The following is a 14,469-nucleotide window of genomic DNA, read 5'->3' as shown; positions in this document are numbered from 1 at the left end:
ATTATTTTTGGGCATTCTGAATATGAAAGCATTTGTATGTAATTCCTTTTTATTTTATATTAAAATGGCATGGAAAAGGAGATGTGTCATATGAAAAAAATCAGTACAACAGAACAATTTAATGAACTTATTCAATCCGACAAGGAAATCATCGTGAAATTTTTCGCTGACTGGTGCCCTGACTGCACGCGCATGAATATGTTCATCGGCGATATTTTGGAAGAATATAATCAAAATGATTGGTATGAACTGAACAGAGACGAGCTCCCTGAGCTTGCCGACAAATATCAGGTAATGGGCATACCGAGCCTTCTGATCTTTAAAAACGGCGAAAAGAAAGCGCATCTTCACAGCGCAAACGCGAAAACGCCCGAAGAAGTCACAGAGTTTTTATCACAGCATATTTAATTCGTTTCACGATCTTTGTTTATGACTTCAGGCTCTACATGAACATGGACATGAGTCACATCATGTTCATGTTTTATTGCATATTCGACCTCATCGGCTACTTCATGGCCTTCTTTCACAGACAGTCCCGGATCTACCGTAATGACCATTTCCACATGAACCGTGCTCCCTAAATACCTTGCTTTCACATCCTTCAGCCTGCTGACCTCTTTTATTTCTTTCACCGTGTGTTTATACGGCTCCAAATCTTTCAGATCAAACCCGTCCGTCAATGAGTGGGAAGCATCTTTGAAGATGTCCCATGCCGTCTTACAGATGATGATTCCGATCAGAAAAGCAATGACCGGATCAACCCACGGCAGATGAAGCCGGGCGGTTAAGACGCCTATAAACGCCCCAATACTGACATAGGCGTCAGAACGGCTGTCTTTCGCCGCCGCATGAAGCGCAGAACTTTTAACCCGATCCGCAAGACGGCTGTTATATACATACATGCCGTACATTACAATCGCGCTTCCGAGCGCCGTCCATGCCGCAATGAAGCTCGGCTCGGCCTCCGTTCCGCTGACAATCGCCTTTGCTCCTCCGATCAGCACTTCAATACCGACCGCCATCATAATAAAAGACGCAATTAATGAAGAAATTGTTTCAGCCCGATAATGTCCGTAGGCATGATCACTGTCCGCGGGGCGCTGGGAAATCCGGAGCCCGATCAGCACAGCCAGTGATGCGACAATATCCGTGGCATTATTTAACCCGTCCGCTCTAAGCGCTTCGGAATGATAAATAAGACTGATCACCAGTTTGACGGCGGCAAGGATGAGGTACGCGGCGATATTAAGAATCGCGCCTTTCTCACCCCGTTTTAAGTTTGCCGTTTGATCATTCATGTAAGGACTCCTCCATTCTCATTCATAGTATGGATGGAAAAGCGGAAAAATAGCAGCTTTGATCTGAGCAAGTGCAATATTCGACAGCATTATTCCCCGGGAAACTTTTTGTCGAAAAATTGGCGGTATTTTCCCTTTACATATGAATATGCCCATTGTATACTTTCATTAAATGATAATGATTCTCAATATCATTTGATTAGGAGGGTAATCATGAGGTCTTCTCCTCAGCTCAGATCATCAGTTGAAGGACGAAAAAAACATCTGATCCATTTGCTGATCAATAACGGAATATACAAAAAGTCGGAACGGCATTTATATGAATTATCGCTCGGAGAATTAGAAAGCGAATACAAATATGTAAGGAAGGTGCGGGCTCATGGCGAAACGTAAAATAAAAACATACGAACAGCTGATAAAAGAAAACAAGGCGGCCATTATGAATAATCAAAAGCTGATGAATGTGATCTATGACAGAATTGACCGCAAGCATCAAAAACTGCTCCGGCCCAACAGCCATACATAAAAAGAGCCTTTTTCAGGCTCTTTTTTTATTGCTTGAAGGCTTCCGCCGCTAATTTGCCGATGACTGCATCGTCCATCGGCGGATTGTGAAGGCCGGCCCGGGCATCCCGATAATACCGCTGAAGCGGATTGTTTCGCTCCAGGCTTTTTGCGCCGGTGATTCTCATTGCTTTATCAACAACAGAAAGGACGGCATTTGTCACAATATGTTTTGCCGCGCCGAGCTCGCTTTTGATGAAAGGGCGGCGTTTCGGGTCATCATACATTTGCGCCGCCGTGAAGAGAAACTGTCTCGCTTTTAACAATTCAAGCTCCATTTCCCCGACACGCTGCCCAACGGCCGGCACGTCTTTAATCGGTCCGTTCAGGCTGTTCGGCGAATATTCGGATGCAAACCGGACGGCATAGTCCCTTGCCGCTTGAGCGATGCCCAGATAAGCAGCGGGAATGTGAAGCAGCCAGCCATTCACTTTCGCCGCTCTCGGCCCGCTGATAAGCTCCACAAGCCGCTCGTCACGGACCGTGACATGATCTAAAAGGAGATCATGGCTTCCGGTCGCCTTCATGGCAATCATATCCCATGTTTCTTCGACTGAAACGCCTGACTGATCTTTATGAATGAGAAAAACACCGGTCGTTTGTTTTTCTTCAATCCATGCCGTCACAAGCATATAATCCAAAGTCAGCGAAAGGGTTGTAAAGGTTTTTCGGCCGTTCAGCACCCATTTTCCGTCTTTTTTGACAGCGGAGGTGCCGGGTCTTCCTCCCCTCGTCGGACTGCCGGTCTGCCGTTCCGTCGCTGCCCTGTTCAGGACAGCTCCCTTTTTCACCTCTTCTGTGATAAATGAAAAGACATCTTCATCCCAGCTGTTTCCTTCTCCGAGCTCACCCATGACGGATAAATGCCAGCCGATTCCGAGAGCAACGGCCGCGTCTCCCCGCGCCAGCCGTTCCTGAAACAGCACCATATCATAAACGGAAATGCCTGCACCGCCGAATACCTCAGGTACCGTTAACGCCGTATATCCCGCGTCGCGCAGTCTTTGAATTTTCTCCGCGGGAAAACGGCCCGCCTCATCATCAAGCGCGGCTGTTTTTTGAAATTCGTCTGCAAGCAGGCCGATTTTTTCCATCCATTCCCTCTGCCGTTCATTCTGTATCCATAAAGACACTGGAATCCCCCCATTATAATTCCGATAAAGTTAATAAGTATTATAGAGATTCAAGTCTCGTTTCGCAACTGTGAGGCTGTACAAAAAAAACACGCTATTCCATGGAATAGCGCGTTCAGACTGCTTCCGGGCCGCGGTCCTGCTTAAGCCCGAGATAAATCAGCATATATGTGAGATAACCCATCGTCATCACAAGCCCGCCAAAGAAAAAGCTTGAAAAAATCGGCTCTTCAAACGCGGTAACTGCCGCAAGCACGATCCAGCTTGCATACAGGTAGATGATGAAATAACGGAATCCCGACTTCATTTTATATAAGAGAAACAGCCCCACTGTAGAAAACAAACCCAGCGCAAGCCTGAAATAAACAAGATGTTCGAATTGGAACATGAATGACACAAAGGAAAAACCAAGCAATAACACAATCGGTAATGCGGTAATAAAATTTCTCAAGTGAGCACCTCCGTCATTACCTTTATTATAAATCAAAATAGCATAAATTATTGATTTATCGTGATCTTTTTCACAAAAATGTCATTCCTTTACTTTATACCCGAACATCGCGTTTGCAAAAGCTCCACCAAGCGACGGCTAAGAAGAATACGATATGGATAATGATAATGCCTGCGGAAAATAACGGCGTCATTCCCGCAAACAGCGGTTTCGCCCCGCTCATATATTGCGTCAGGTCAGTATTTGCGAACAGCAGAAAACTTCCCCATTTGTTTTGGAAGAGCGACATAATCGTAACGAGTGATTTTGCGCCGTACAGCACGATAAATGACAAAATGACGGCCGTTGCGCTGTTTCGGAATACAGAAGAACACAGCAAGCCAAAGCATGCCATCGCAAACGCCTCGACCCAGTTCGTGCCGATTACTTTCAGGGTGTTCATAAGAAGCGTCCCTGATTCAGATGTCACCGACACGCCGAAGAAAGCCATGCCGAACAGCAGAGACAGAATATAGTACGCCGCATACAGGTACAAGCTGACCAAAAATACGGTAATGAGTTTAGATACAAAAATCCGCTCCCGCTTTACCGGGCGGATTAACAAAAATTTGATCGTTTTCTTATCAAATTCAGCGGAAATGATCGTTGCCGCGATCACGATCGTTAATGCCTCAAGCAGAATATTCAGCCCGGGCGCGTACGCCATATAGCCGATGAAATTCTCATCCGTTCCGGAACTGATGACAAGCCGTTTAATGACAAGCGCCATAATAAATTGGAGAACGGCCATCAGAATCAGCGCCACTAATGAGACTTTTCGGTTAAAGAGTTTCATATGCTCATTCGCTGTCAATTTAAACATTCGTCTCCCCCTCCTCTTGAAGCGCCGTCGTCACTTTCATGAATTCATCCTCCAGCGATTCCGCATACGGCATGATGGAATACACGAGAAAGTCTTGTCCGACGAGCGCACGGTTTAATGCCGGGATGTCTTTCTTCGCTACGGTGACGGTAATGCCCCCGCCGTTTTTCTCCGGAGCAAATTGCTGTTGGGACAGCCATTCGAATGCTTCGTCAGCCGGCTGAATGTCGAGGACGGCTTTTTCTTCTTTTTCCTCAGCGCCGCGCAGAACAACCTCTGTTTTAATCTCACCTTTTTGAATGATGATGACACGGTCGCAAAGGTCCTCCACTTCACGCAATAAATGCGTCGCAAAAAGGATGCTCGTCCCTTCAAGCTCCGCGAGTTCCTTTATGTGATCGCGGAAATCCTTCATTCCGCCGGGATCAAGCCCGTTTGTCGGTTCATCTAAAATGAGCAGATTCGGACGGTGAAGAATGGCCTGCGCAATTCCGAGACGCTGACGCATGCCAAGGGAATACGTTTTAACTTTGTCATGAACGGCATTGGTGAGCCCGACCCGCTCGATGACTTCCTGAAGCCTGTCCTCTTTGATGTTTTTGTGCATGTTGGCAAAGTGCTTCAGATTCTCCCACCCCGTCAGGTACGGGTAGAATTCAGGATTTTCCACGATCGCTCCGACGGATTCAAGCGCTTTTTCGAAATCAGCATCGTGCTGAAAGCCGTTAATTGTAATCGTGCCGCTGTTTTTCTTTAAAAGACCGACGATGATTCGGATAAGTGTGGTTTTTCCCGACCCGTTCGGACCGAGCAAACCGATGATCTCGCCCTGCCTGACATCCATGCTGATGTTTTTTAAAATGTGCTTTTTGCCTATTGTTTTGTCAAGGCCTTCAATATGTAAAATCGGCTCAGTCATACAGCCTTCCTCCTTTTTCACAAAAAATAAACAGTGCCCGTACATAGGCACTGTCTGCATTATAACATTAGTCATATATTCGTGAAGAGCCGGAGCCGACGTTATGTCTTATCCGGGACCGGTCCGTTTTTTTCCTTCTCTTCATTATTGACGACATCCAGAATATCAAGCAGGAACACAAAAATCGGAATTCCGATAATCAAGCCCCAAATGCCGAAGAAATGTTCCGAGAAAATCAGAACTGTAAAAGTAAAAAAGATCGGCAGTTCCGTTTTCGCTGACATCAGTTTCGGATTAAGGAAGTACGTCTCAATCGCATGGATGACGAAAATGACCAGCACGATGTAGATGACATACGCTGCGCCGCCCGTCGTATATGCGATGATGCTGAGCGGAATGAGCGAAATCACCACACCCGCAACGGGAATGAGCCCGAGGAAAAAGACCATGATTGACAGGCCGAACAGCTGCGGAAAATGCAGAATCGCCAATGCGATCAAGGTGAGGATACAGTTCACCAGCGCGATAATAAATTGGGCTTCAAGCACTTTGCCGAATGTTCTCGCAAACTTGCTGCCGAAATAAGCAAGTTCGTAGTAAAAAACAGACAGCTTGCTGTGCTGAAATTTTTTCATAAACTCCGTGAGCCGCTTTTTCTCGAACAGGAAAAACATGCTGAGAATCAGTGACATCACGACCTGCAAACCGAAAGTGCTGATATCGGCCAAGTATGTATACAGTACATTAAAACCTTCTTTTACATAGGAACCGATATTGATATCGCCGAACACGCTCGATATCTCATCATAAAACGGAATGACATCGGGATGATACGCGATGTGCTTGATCTGCTTAATCAGCTGTTCAATCTGCTTGGCAACAATCGGGTAAAAGACAAAGCCTCCGACAGTCGCCCCGACAGCCAGCGCAATATATAAAACGGTGATGACCACCCTCTGGCTGATCCGGAAAAAATGGTTCAACACGTGCCGGATGACAGTCTCCAGCCGATCCATCAGAAAAGTAAAAATAAACGTAAGCAAAATCAAATTAATCATACTTCGGAATACAACTAACACCCCAGTCAAAACAAGAAAAACGGAAAAACGTCTGACACCCGGATGCTGAAAAAATTTAAAAATAGCCGCCATTTATACACTCCTGCTAGGACAAAAAGCCCTTAGATTTCATCTTTCACTCTCTAATTGTAAATTATATAACAAAATGACGCTAAGGTCTTTGTCCACCTCCTAATAAATTTAAACAAATTTATCTTTTTTACTCATGGCGGCCGAAAAAAAGAACGGCATGCCCGATGCATACCGTTCCTTTCCTTTTATACCGCCGTTTTCATTTCTTTTACGGCCTGTGTGCTTTTCGCTTCGTCAAACTCATTTTCGCTCTTGGCTACGATGATGGTGGCGATTCCGTTTCCGATCAGGTTGACGATCGCCCTTCCTTCACTCATAAAGCGGTCGACGCCGAGGAGCAGCGCCAGCCCCTCCAGCGGAATAACCTGAAGCGCCGATAAAGTGGAGGCGAGCACGATAAATCCGCTTCCGGTTACGCCCGCCGCGCCTTTTGATGTCAGCATCAGCACGAGAATGATCGTAACCTGCTGGCCGATGGTAAGGTCAACGCCGAACACCTGCGCCAGAAAAACCGTCGCCATGGACAGATAAATCGAGGTGCCGTCCAGGTTAAAAGAATATCCCGTCGGAATGACAAGGCCGACAACCGATTTGGAACAGCCGTAGCGCTCCATTTTATCCATCATCCGCGGAAGGACGGACTCAGAAGAGCTTGTGCCGAGAACGATGAGCAGTTCATCTTTAATAAAACGGAGATAGTTCCACAAGCTGAAACCGAATAGTTTGCAAATGATATTCAAAGCGACAAATACAAACAGGAACATCGTAACGTATACAGACAGCATCAGACTCGCCAGCGGCTTGATGGAATCAAGGCCGAAGTGCCCGATCGTATAGGCCATGGCCCCGAATGCGCCGATCGGCGCCGCGCGCATGATGTAGCCGATGATTTTGAAAAAAACGTGCGACAGTTTATCGAAGAAATCAATAATGCTTTTGCCTCTTTCACCGAGCGCCGCCAGGCCGACACCGAATAAAACAGAAAAGAATAAGACCTGAAGAATGTCGCCTTTTGCGAAAGCGTCAACCATATTTGACGGAACGATGTGAGTGATAAATTCAATCCAGTCAATCCCCTGTCCCCCGTTTTGCGTGTACTGAGAGACATCCCCTTTTTCAAGCTTGCTGTAATCAAGCCCCTCACCGGGTTTCATGATATTGACGACCAGAAGTCCGATAATAAGGGCGATGGTGGTCACGACTTCAAAATAAATAAATGCTTTTCCCCCGACTTTGCCGACTTTTTTCATGTCTCCCATCTTGGCGATGCCAAGCACGATCGTCAGGAATATGATCGGTGCGATAATCATTTTTACCGCATTGATAAATGTATCGCCGAGCGGCTTCATCTGCTTCCCGGCCTCAGGCCATACAAGTCCGACAATGACGCCGATGATAACCGCCGTGATGACCTGCACCGTAAGATTTTTGAAAATTTTCATCCCTACTCCCCCTTGCCTCTCGCTGCGTCTATACAAAAATGATAGCGTTTTCAAACAAAGAGGGGAAGCTTATGATCATAACGGACATTTTGGTCTTTTTGGTCTCGGCTAGCGGACGAATTTGTAGCGATTAACCGGCCGGCCCACTCCCCCGTATTGAATGTCGAGCTTAATCTGGCCGTCTTTTTCAAGAAAATCAAGATAACGCCGCGCTGTCACCCTGGCGATTCCGAGCGCTTTGGCGGCTTCTTCAGCTGAAAGCGGCTCCGTCTGCTGTTTCATATAGGTCAAAATTTCATTCATCGTAAAATGATTTAACCCCTTCGGCAGATCCCGGGACGGATTTTGCGGAATTTTAAGCAGCATGTCAAGCTGCTCTTGCGACATGGTGTCATGCTCTTCAATTTTCCGTTTATATTGTTTATAGTTTTCGAGCGCCTGTCTCATCCGCTCCAGCTTAAACGGCTTCAAAATATAGTCGGCCGCACCGTTTTGCAGCATAAGCTGGATTGTTTCTTTGTCTTTTGCGGCCGAGACGATGATGACGTCCACTTCGAGCTTTTGTTTTCTGATTTCCTGGAGTGTTTTAATTCCGTCTTTTTTCGGCATGTATACGTCTAATACCACGAGCCCGGGCCTCAGATCTTTTATAAGCCTGATTCCCTCGTCTCCGTCAGCGGCTGTGGCGATGACGCTGAACCCCGAAACACCGGTGATAAATTCTTTATTCACCTCCTGCACCATCGGATCATCTTCAATAAGCAGCACCTTGATGTCCATCGAATGATTCCTCCCCCTTCATCGGAAATAAAATAGAAAATGCCGTTCCCTGTCCCTGCCGTGTGTCGACTTCAATAATGCCCATCCCTTTGTCGACGATTTGTTTGACGAGGTACAAGCCGTATCCCGTTCCTCCCGTTTTATTGACGGTAAACCCTTTGTCATAAAGGTGCGGGATGTGCTGATCGGAAATCCCGCTTCCGTTGTCTTCTATTAATATAGCAAGCACTTCATCATTTTGCTCGATACTGATGTCAATATGTTTGTCCTCCGTATCCGCTGTTTCGAATGCGCCGAACGCATTTTCAATTAAATTGCCGAGCAGGACGACGATGTCATGCTGGTCGACATGCTCCGGAAATGCCGAGAAACTGCTGTTTTCATCAATTTTCACAGAAATGCCAAGCTCTTTTCCTCTTTTGATTTTGCTTAACAGCAGCCCCGCCGCAGCGTCATTCTGAATGGCCTGATGAAGAAAATCGGTGACGCTTTCTTGTTCTGATGATTCCTTAAAAGCAAGCTGGAGCGCTTTTTCTGATTTTCCGAGCTGAATCAGTCCCGCGATGGTGTGAAGCTTGTTCATATGTTCATGATTTTGAACTCTGAGCGCATCGACAAAATTTTTCACACCTGTCAGTTCTTCCGCCATTTTCGCCGCTTCCGTCCTGTCCTGAAAAATGGCGACGGCTCCGATGACCTTCTTTTTCATGACGATCGGAATTCTGCTGCTCATGATCACCTTTCCGCTGACTTGGATTTCTTCATTATATACGGCTCGGTTCCGCTCGACGATCTCAGGGAGGCGGGAATCTTTTAACACGTCCCAGATCAGCCTGCCATCGGTCTCTTGTCTGACATTGAATATCTGCTTCGCTTTTTCATTAAAAATGGTGATGTGATGCTGATTATCAATCGCGATGACGCCCTCATTCATTGAATGAAACGTAGCGGTCCGTTCCTCATACATTCTCACGATCTCATGGGGCTCCAGCCAAAACATTTGTTTTTTGATGTGGCGGGCCAGCAAAAAGGAGCCGGCCAGTCCGAACCCGAGCGCCAGCAGAACGATAAACAGTATTTCATGTTTCAGCTGAAGAAGAATTTCACCGAATCCGGGCAGCGTTTTACCGGCCAGAACGACGCCGATCTGATTCAAACCCCGGTCTTTGATGGGATAAAAAGCGCGGACGGCGGTGCCGATTTCTCCCTTTGCTTCGGAAAAATAAATGTGCTCGGCGAACGCCGCGGCTTCGTCCTCACCCCTTGAACGCTTTCCGACCATTGTGCTGACGGGATGTGAATAGCGGATATGATCCATATCCATGACGACGATGTAGTCCGCTTCATTGATGATCCTTATTTCTTCGACCGCATGGCGCACGTCTTCCCTTTGTTTTTTCTGCTCCAGGGCGCGTTTGACATCGGTCATCTCAGATACCGTCCGCGCGGTATTCATCAGCCGTTTTTTCAGCTCGCGCTCCTCTGTATGCTGAATATTGCCGATCAGCACGATGCCGACGATCAAAAAGGTAAAAAGCACGACGATATACGAAAGTATGGTGATTTTCCAGCGGATGGTGAGCTTTTTTTTCGTCATTGGCCTCTTCCTTTCCGTCTCTTTACGAAAACGGCCCGCCCGATTATGCTTGTTATAGAAAATGGCGGAGGGGGTTTTCGATGAAAAGCTTGCTGACTTGTCTCAGCCTGATGGTACTCGGTATCGGAACCGCTTTATTCATCGGCTTTCATGATCGTTTCTCAACGGAAGAACCGTATTATGATGACGAACAGGAAGGCCTGAAAGATCAAATCGTTTTCAAATTCAGCCATGTCGTTGCTGAAAACACGCCAAAAGGGCGGGCGGCGAATAAGTTTGCCGAACTTGTCTATCAAAAATCCGGCGGCACCATTAAAGTAGAGGTGTTTCCAAACGGGAGCCTCTATTCGGATAATGAAGAAATAAACGCCCTCCAAAACGGGGACGTGCAATTCATCGCTCCCTCCACCTCAAAGCTCGGATCACTGTCTCCCGAATGGGGTGTTTTGGATCTGCCGTACGCGTTTACAAACTATAAAGCCGTGCAAGAAGGCCTCAACGGCAAAATCGGCACACGCCTGTTCGCTTCTTTAGAAAAGCATCATTTGAAAGGTCTGGCGTACTGGACGAACGGGTTTAAGCAGCTTACGTCAAATAAAGGACCGATCTTCACTCCGGACGATTTGAAAGGACAGGCGCTCAGGATCATGCCGAGTAGCGTGATCGAAGACCAGTACCGTCTGCTCGGCGCGCGCCCGCGGCAGGATTCCTTTAATTCCACGTTTCAGCTATTGGAAAGCAATCTCGTAGACGGAGAAGAAAATACGATTTCAAATATCTATTCTAAAAAATTTTATAATGTTCAAGATTATTTGACAATCAGCAATCACGGGTACCTCGGTTATGCCGTGATGACCGACGAGCATTTCTGGAATTCGCAGACAGAAAAAACGAGAACCATCTTAACGGAGGCGATGAGAGAAACGACGGAATGGAACGAAGCCTCCGCTGAGAAAATGAATAAAGACCAGCTTGAAGAGATAAAGAAGAATTCATCCATTCATATTCATGTGCTGAGCAAAGCGGAAAAGAACACATGGATGAAACGCCTCGACCCGATTTACGGACAATATGAACAGGTAATCGGCCGCGGGCTTGTGCAGGATTTGTTATCCTTGCGCCGCGAGCCTTAGCAGGACCAATACGCCCATCTCCGTTTCATCCCTTTTCCCGCCGGGGAAGTAAATAGGGACAGAGCAAAAAAAGGAGATGGAGACATGTTTACACATACGAAAAAACTGCAGCATCCGGCTAAACCGGATCGTCCTGACCCGCTGTTCGCAAAAAAGATGCAGGAAATTTTAGGGGGACAATACGGGGAAATATCCGTCGCCATGCAATATTTGTTCCAAGGATGGAATACACGGGGCAATGAAAAATATAAGGATCTTCTGATGGATACCGCGACGGAAGAAATCGGCCATGTCGAAATGATCGCGACGATGATTGCGAGACTGTTAGAAGACGCCCCGCTGGCAGAGCAGGAAAAAGCGGCTGATGATCCGGTCATCGGGTCCATTTTAGGCGGGATGAATCCGCATCATGCAATTGTCTCAGGACTCGGCGCAATGCCGGAGAGCAGCACGGGCGTTCCGTGGAGCGCAGGCTATATCGTCGCAAGCGGAAACCTTCTGGCAGACTTCCGCGCCAATCTGAACGCCGAATCACAAGGAAGACTTCAAGTCGCACGCCTGTATGAAATGACCGATGATAAAGGCGTGAAAGATATGCTCAGCTTTTTATTGGCCCGCGATACCATGCATCAAAACCAATGGCTTGCGGCCATTAAAGAATTAGAAGAACAGGAAGGCCCGATCGTTCCTTCCACATTCCCGAAGGCACTGGAAAAACAGTCATTCTCCCATAAGCTTATTCATTTCTCAGATGGCGGAGAAAGCGCTGAACAAAATTGGCTGAAGGAAACAGCGCCGGACGGAGAACCATTTGAATACGAAAAGGAACCGAAAGCGCACGGCGAAATAGCTAAGCTGGATCCTGTCCCGCCGTATGTCCACAACACGCTTCCCGGACGCGAGTAAAGACACAAGCCCAAAACAAACTGTTTTGGGCTTTCATTATGCCTTCTGAACCGTCCAGTCCGGTTCGTATCGGATGTCCGGGTGATGTAACAGCTCGTGAATGACAGGTTCATCCTCTTCATACAGCATCACTTCTATTGAAAGAATCGCTGCCTTCTGCTCGTTTTCTTCGTATATGCGGTCATGTTCGTTCTCCATAAAATCATCATAGGCCTGTCTGTTCTCCCAAACGCTGATGATCTCTGCGATGAACAGGCCGTCTGCGTTTTTCCGCCACCCGCCGGCCTGTTTGACGAAGCCATTTACACATGATAATGCTCCCCGCCTTGACTGTGCTTGCGCAAATGCTTCAGCGTTTGCAGCGTCTGTTTCACATACTATCTTTTTGATCAGCATGACGTTCCTCTGTGATGACTGTTTTCGCACGCGTATGCTCAACACACAGATTCACGGTTCTGACGTAAGAGCGGGTGCGGTGAATCGTGCCTTTCGGGATGAGCAGGCTGTCATTTGCCTTGAGCACTGCGGTTTCTTTGTCCTTAAAATCGATCAGCAGCTCCCCTTCCAGAACGATGAACCATTCATGAGTCAGGGTGATGGTGCCAGTCATATTCTCCCGTAAACACTGCGAGGCGCACACAGTGGTCATTGATCTCCGCGATTGAAAAATTGTCGTGTTTTTCTTTAACTTTATTGGCGATAGCGAGCAAATTCAGCATGTCAGACACGAGTGAAAAACCCCTTTTTCATCTTATTGTATCGCAACGGCGGCTCAGATTAAGATTTTCCCAAAATAAAAAGCGATCCAGCTGATGCGCCGGATCGCTTTTGATCTGCAGGTTGTCTGCCTTTTATGCTTTTATTAGCTGCTTCGTCTGTTTCCGCCTTTTTGGCCAATTTCCTTATAAAAATCTTTGTCATGATTTTTGCTTGTGGCTTCTCCGCCTTTTTGGCCGATTTCTTGATAGAATTCCTTGTCATGGTTATTGCTAGTGGCTTCTCCGCCTTTTTCACCGATTTCCTGATAGAATTCTTTGTCATGATTTTTGCTAGTGGCTTCTCCGCCTTTTTCACCGATTTCCTGATAGAATTCTTTGTCGTGATTTTTGCTAGTGGCTTCTCCGCCTTTTTGACCAATTTCCTGATAGAATTCTTTGTCATGGTTATTGCTTGTCGCTTCTCCGCCTTTTTGACCTGCTTCTTCTCTGCTCATTTTGTTATTATCTTGTGCCATTTTTGAATTCCTCCTTTAATTGGTGTTGGTTGTTGGTTTCCCGATTTCAGAACTGCTAAACAAAGAAAACACATTGAATGTGTTTTCGGGTGGTTTTTTATCATTCTGTATCCTTCATGCGTTTTAGAATCCGGCGTTTTTTATAGAGCATGATGCCTGTTTCCGCGATGCTTTCTAAAGCTGAACGGTTGGCGGACGCGCCGAAGATGATGCCTGCGGCCGGAACCATTTGCAGCAGTTTTTTCGCGGCGAACGTATCGCGATAGCTGTAAACGACTTCCCGCCAGCCTTGGATTTGCGAGGCGACGCGCTGATAGGCGCGGTCGTTTTGATCATATTGCCGTAAATCTTGCAGGATCGCTTTTTTTCCGATGACGTCACTGGATGCAAGCTGGAGCAATTTGACGATAAACACGCGTTCTTTTTTGTCTTTCGGATCAAAGCCGTAAGCAACCGCGATATCCTGCAGCGTCTTTAAGGACAGGCCGAGCATCGCCGGGATGTCTGCCGCCAGCGTGAATACGCCGCCGACTCCCGTTGCGGCTCCCTGCACCGTCGCGGCCTTTACGCTTGTACGCGCTATGGCTTCTGCGATTTCGTCCATGACGGCAAGCGGCGCAATGCGGATGTCGTGAAGCGTTTGACATGTACCGTGCGGCAGCCGTTTTTGAAACTTTTTCGTGATGCGCTTTTCTGATGTCAGGTACTGTCCGCCTGACTGAATAAACGTTCCCGTTTCATCGAGAATGAGTCCGATTTTCCTCTGAATAAATTGCGGTGTCAGCTTGTCCAAAAGCTGAAACGGCAAGCGGGTGAATGTTTGCCAGAACATCACCCTCTGCTGCGCCTTTTCCCATTTTTGAATGTCTCTCAGTTGTCTTTCCAGGTCTGTCCGCTCTTCTGTCACCCGTCCTGCACGTCCTTTCTGATTTCTTTGTTCATAGTATACCTTTATGGCGTTTTCTTTTTACACCCGGCCGAATTTTTTATCCGGAAAAC

General features: G+C 47.0%; 17 protein-coding genes and 1 pseudogene. 5 read left to right on the top strand and 13 right to left on the bottom strand.

The features are described from left to right. The first annotated feature begins 90 nt into the window (after positions 1-90). Positions 91-408 carry a thioredoxin family protein gene (locus NYE62_RS02485; protein WP_003156200.1) on the top strand — a complete coding sequence of 106 codons (318 nt, stop codon included), beginning with the start codon at positions 91-93 and terminating at the stop codon, positions 406-408. On the opposite strand, the gene NYE62_RS02480 is transcribed toward NYE62_RS02485, so the two are convergent. Then, complete coding sequence (locus NYE62_RS02480; protein WP_342497210.1) at positions 405-1,298, bottom strand: cation diffusion facilitator family transporter; 894 nt, start codon at positions 1,296-1,298, stop codon at positions 405-407. The genes NYE62_RS02485 and NYE62_RS02480 overlap by 4 nt on opposite strands. A 213-nt stretch (positions 1,299-1,511) precedes the next feature. On the opposite strand from NYE62_RS02480, the gene NYE62_RS02475 reads away from it, so the two are divergent. Beyond that, positions 1,512-1,691, top strand: coding sequence for a Fur-regulated basic protein FbpA (locus NYE62_RS02475; RefSeq protein WP_003156203.1), 180 nt, complete (start codon positions 1,512-1,514; stop codon positions 1,689-1,691). Then, positions 1,678-1,824, top strand: a complete 147-nt coding sequence (fbpB, locus tag NYE62_RS02470) for a Fur-regulated basic protein FbpB (protein WP_241457911.1) — start codon at positions 1,678-1,680, stop codon at positions 1,822-1,824. Before NYE62_RS02475 ends, fbpB begins: the two co-directional genes overlap by 14 nt. A 25-nt stretch (positions 1,825-1,849) precedes the next feature. Here fbpB and NYE62_RS02465 read toward each other — a convergent pair whose 3' ends face one another. The 8 genes from NYE62_RS02465 to NYE62_RS02430 all read right to left on the bottom strand — a co-directional run bounded on the left by NYE62_RS02465 (position 1,850) and on the right by NYE62_RS02430 (position 10,197). Then, on the bottom strand, positions 1,850-2,995 hold the full coding sequence (locus tag NYE62_RS02465; protein WP_342497209.1) for an acyl-CoA dehydrogenase family protein: 1,146 nt from the start codon (positions 2,993-2,995) through the stop codon (positions 1,850-1,852). A 115-nt stretch (positions 2,996-3,110) separates the two neighbouring features. Further along, on the bottom strand, positions 3,111-3,446 hold the full coding sequence (locus NYE62_RS02460) for a hypothetical protein (protein ID WP_007410218.1): 336 nt from the start codon (positions 3,444-3,446) through the stop codon (positions 3,111-3,113). A gap of 94 nt (positions 3,447-3,540) precedes the next feature. Then, positions 3,541-4,308: an ABC transporter permease gene (locus NYE62_RS02455; RefSeq protein ID WP_007410217.1), complete on the bottom strand. Its 768-nt coding sequence runs from the start codon at positions 4,306-4,308 to the stop codon at positions 3,541-3,543. Further along, positions 4,301-5,227, bottom strand: coding sequence for an ABC transporter ATP-binding protein (locus NYE62_RS02450; protein ID WP_342497208.1), 927 nt, complete (start codon positions 5,225-5,227; stop codon positions 4,301-4,303). The genes NYE62_RS02455 and NYE62_RS02450 overlap by 8 nt, the downstream gene beginning before the upstream one ends. Before the next feature lie 101 nt (positions 5,228-5,328). Continuing rightward, positions 5,329-6,378 (bottom strand): AI-2E family transporter, encoded by a 1,050-nt coding sequence (locus tag NYE62_RS02445; RefSeq protein WP_007410215.1) that lies wholly within the window; start codon positions 6,376-6,378, stop codon positions 5,329-5,331. A 185-nt stretch (positions 6,379-6,563) separates the two neighbouring features. Beyond that, positions 6,564-7,820 carry a C4-dicarboxylate transporter DctP gene (gene dctP / locus NYE62_RS02440; protein ID WP_012116859.1) on the bottom strand — a complete coding sequence of 419 codons (1,257 nt, stop codon included), beginning with the start codon at positions 7,818-7,820 and terminating at the stop codon, positions 6,564-6,566. Between the two features lie 108 nt (positions 7,821-7,928). Beyond that, positions 7,929-8,600 (bottom strand): response regulator, encoded by a 672-nt coding sequence (locus NYE62_RS02435; protein WP_003156219.1) that lies wholly within the window; start codon positions 8,598-8,600, stop codon positions 7,929-7,931. Then, on the bottom strand, positions 8,575-10,197 hold the full coding sequence (locus tag NYE62_RS02430) for a sensor histidine kinase (protein WP_039252661.1): 1,623 nt from the start codon (positions 10,195-10,197) through the stop codon (positions 8,575-8,577). The genes NYE62_RS02435 and NYE62_RS02430 overlap by 26 nt, the downstream gene beginning before the upstream one ends. Positions 10,198-10,277: 80 nt before the next feature. Here NYE62_RS02430 and NYE62_RS02425 point away from each other — a divergent pair, with 80 nt between their 5' ends. Further along, positions 10,278-11,330 carry a TRAP transporter substrate-binding protein gene (locus NYE62_RS02425; protein WP_039252664.1) on the top strand — a complete coding sequence of 351 codons (1,053 nt, stop codon included), beginning with the start codon at positions 10,278-10,280 and terminating at the stop codon, positions 11,328-11,330. Between the two features lie 84 nt (positions 11,331-11,414). Beyond that, positions 11,415-12,236: a manganese catalase family protein gene (locus tag NYE62_RS02420; protein WP_012116856.1), complete on the top strand. Its 822-nt coding sequence runs from the start codon at positions 11,415-11,417 to the stop codon at positions 12,234-12,236. 36 nt (positions 12,237-12,272) lie between these two features. On the opposite strand, the gene NYE62_RS02415 is transcribed toward NYE62_RS02420, so the two are convergent. The 4 genes and pseudogenes from NYE62_RS02415 to NYE62_RS02400 all read right to left on the bottom strand — a co-directional run bounded on the left by NYE62_RS02415 (position 12,273) and on the right by NYE62_RS02400 (position 14,377). Next, positions 12,273-12,632 carry a DUF4937 domain-containing protein gene (locus tag NYE62_RS02415; protein WP_342497207.1) on the bottom strand — a complete coding sequence of 120 codons (360 nt, stop codon included), beginning with the start codon at positions 12,630-12,632 and terminating at the stop codon, positions 12,273-12,275. After that, a pseudogene (locus NYE62_RS02410) lies at positions 12,607-12,964 on the bottom strand (cupin domain-containing protein). Before NYE62_RS02410 ends, NYE62_RS02415 begins: the two are co-directional and overlap by 26 nt. Before the next feature lie 134 nt (positions 12,965-13,098). Further along, the gene (gsiB, locus tag NYE62_RS02405; protein ID WP_015416859.1) at positions 13,099-13,470 is read right to left on the bottom strand and encodes a glucose starvation-inducible protein GsiB; all 372 of its coding nucleotides are present in this window, start codon (positions 13,468-13,470) and stop codon (positions 13,099-13,101) included. A gap of 100 nt (positions 13,471-13,570) precedes the next feature. After that, positions 13,571-14,377 (bottom strand): EcsC family protein, encoded by an 807-nt coding sequence (locus NYE62_RS02400; RefSeq protein WP_265451279.1) that lies wholly within the window; start codon positions 14,375-14,377, stop codon positions 13,571-13,573. Positions 14,378-14,469: the final 92 nt, after the last annotated feature.

Origin of the sequence: Bacillus sp. FSL K6-2861, assembly GCF_038630725.1 — a bacterium.
Classification (GTDB): Bacteria; Bacillota; Bacilli; order Bacillales; family Bacillaceae; genus Bacillus; species Bacillus velezensis.
Note: the sequence above shows the minus strand (reverse complement) of the source record. Positions and strands in the feature narration are given on the sequence as shown.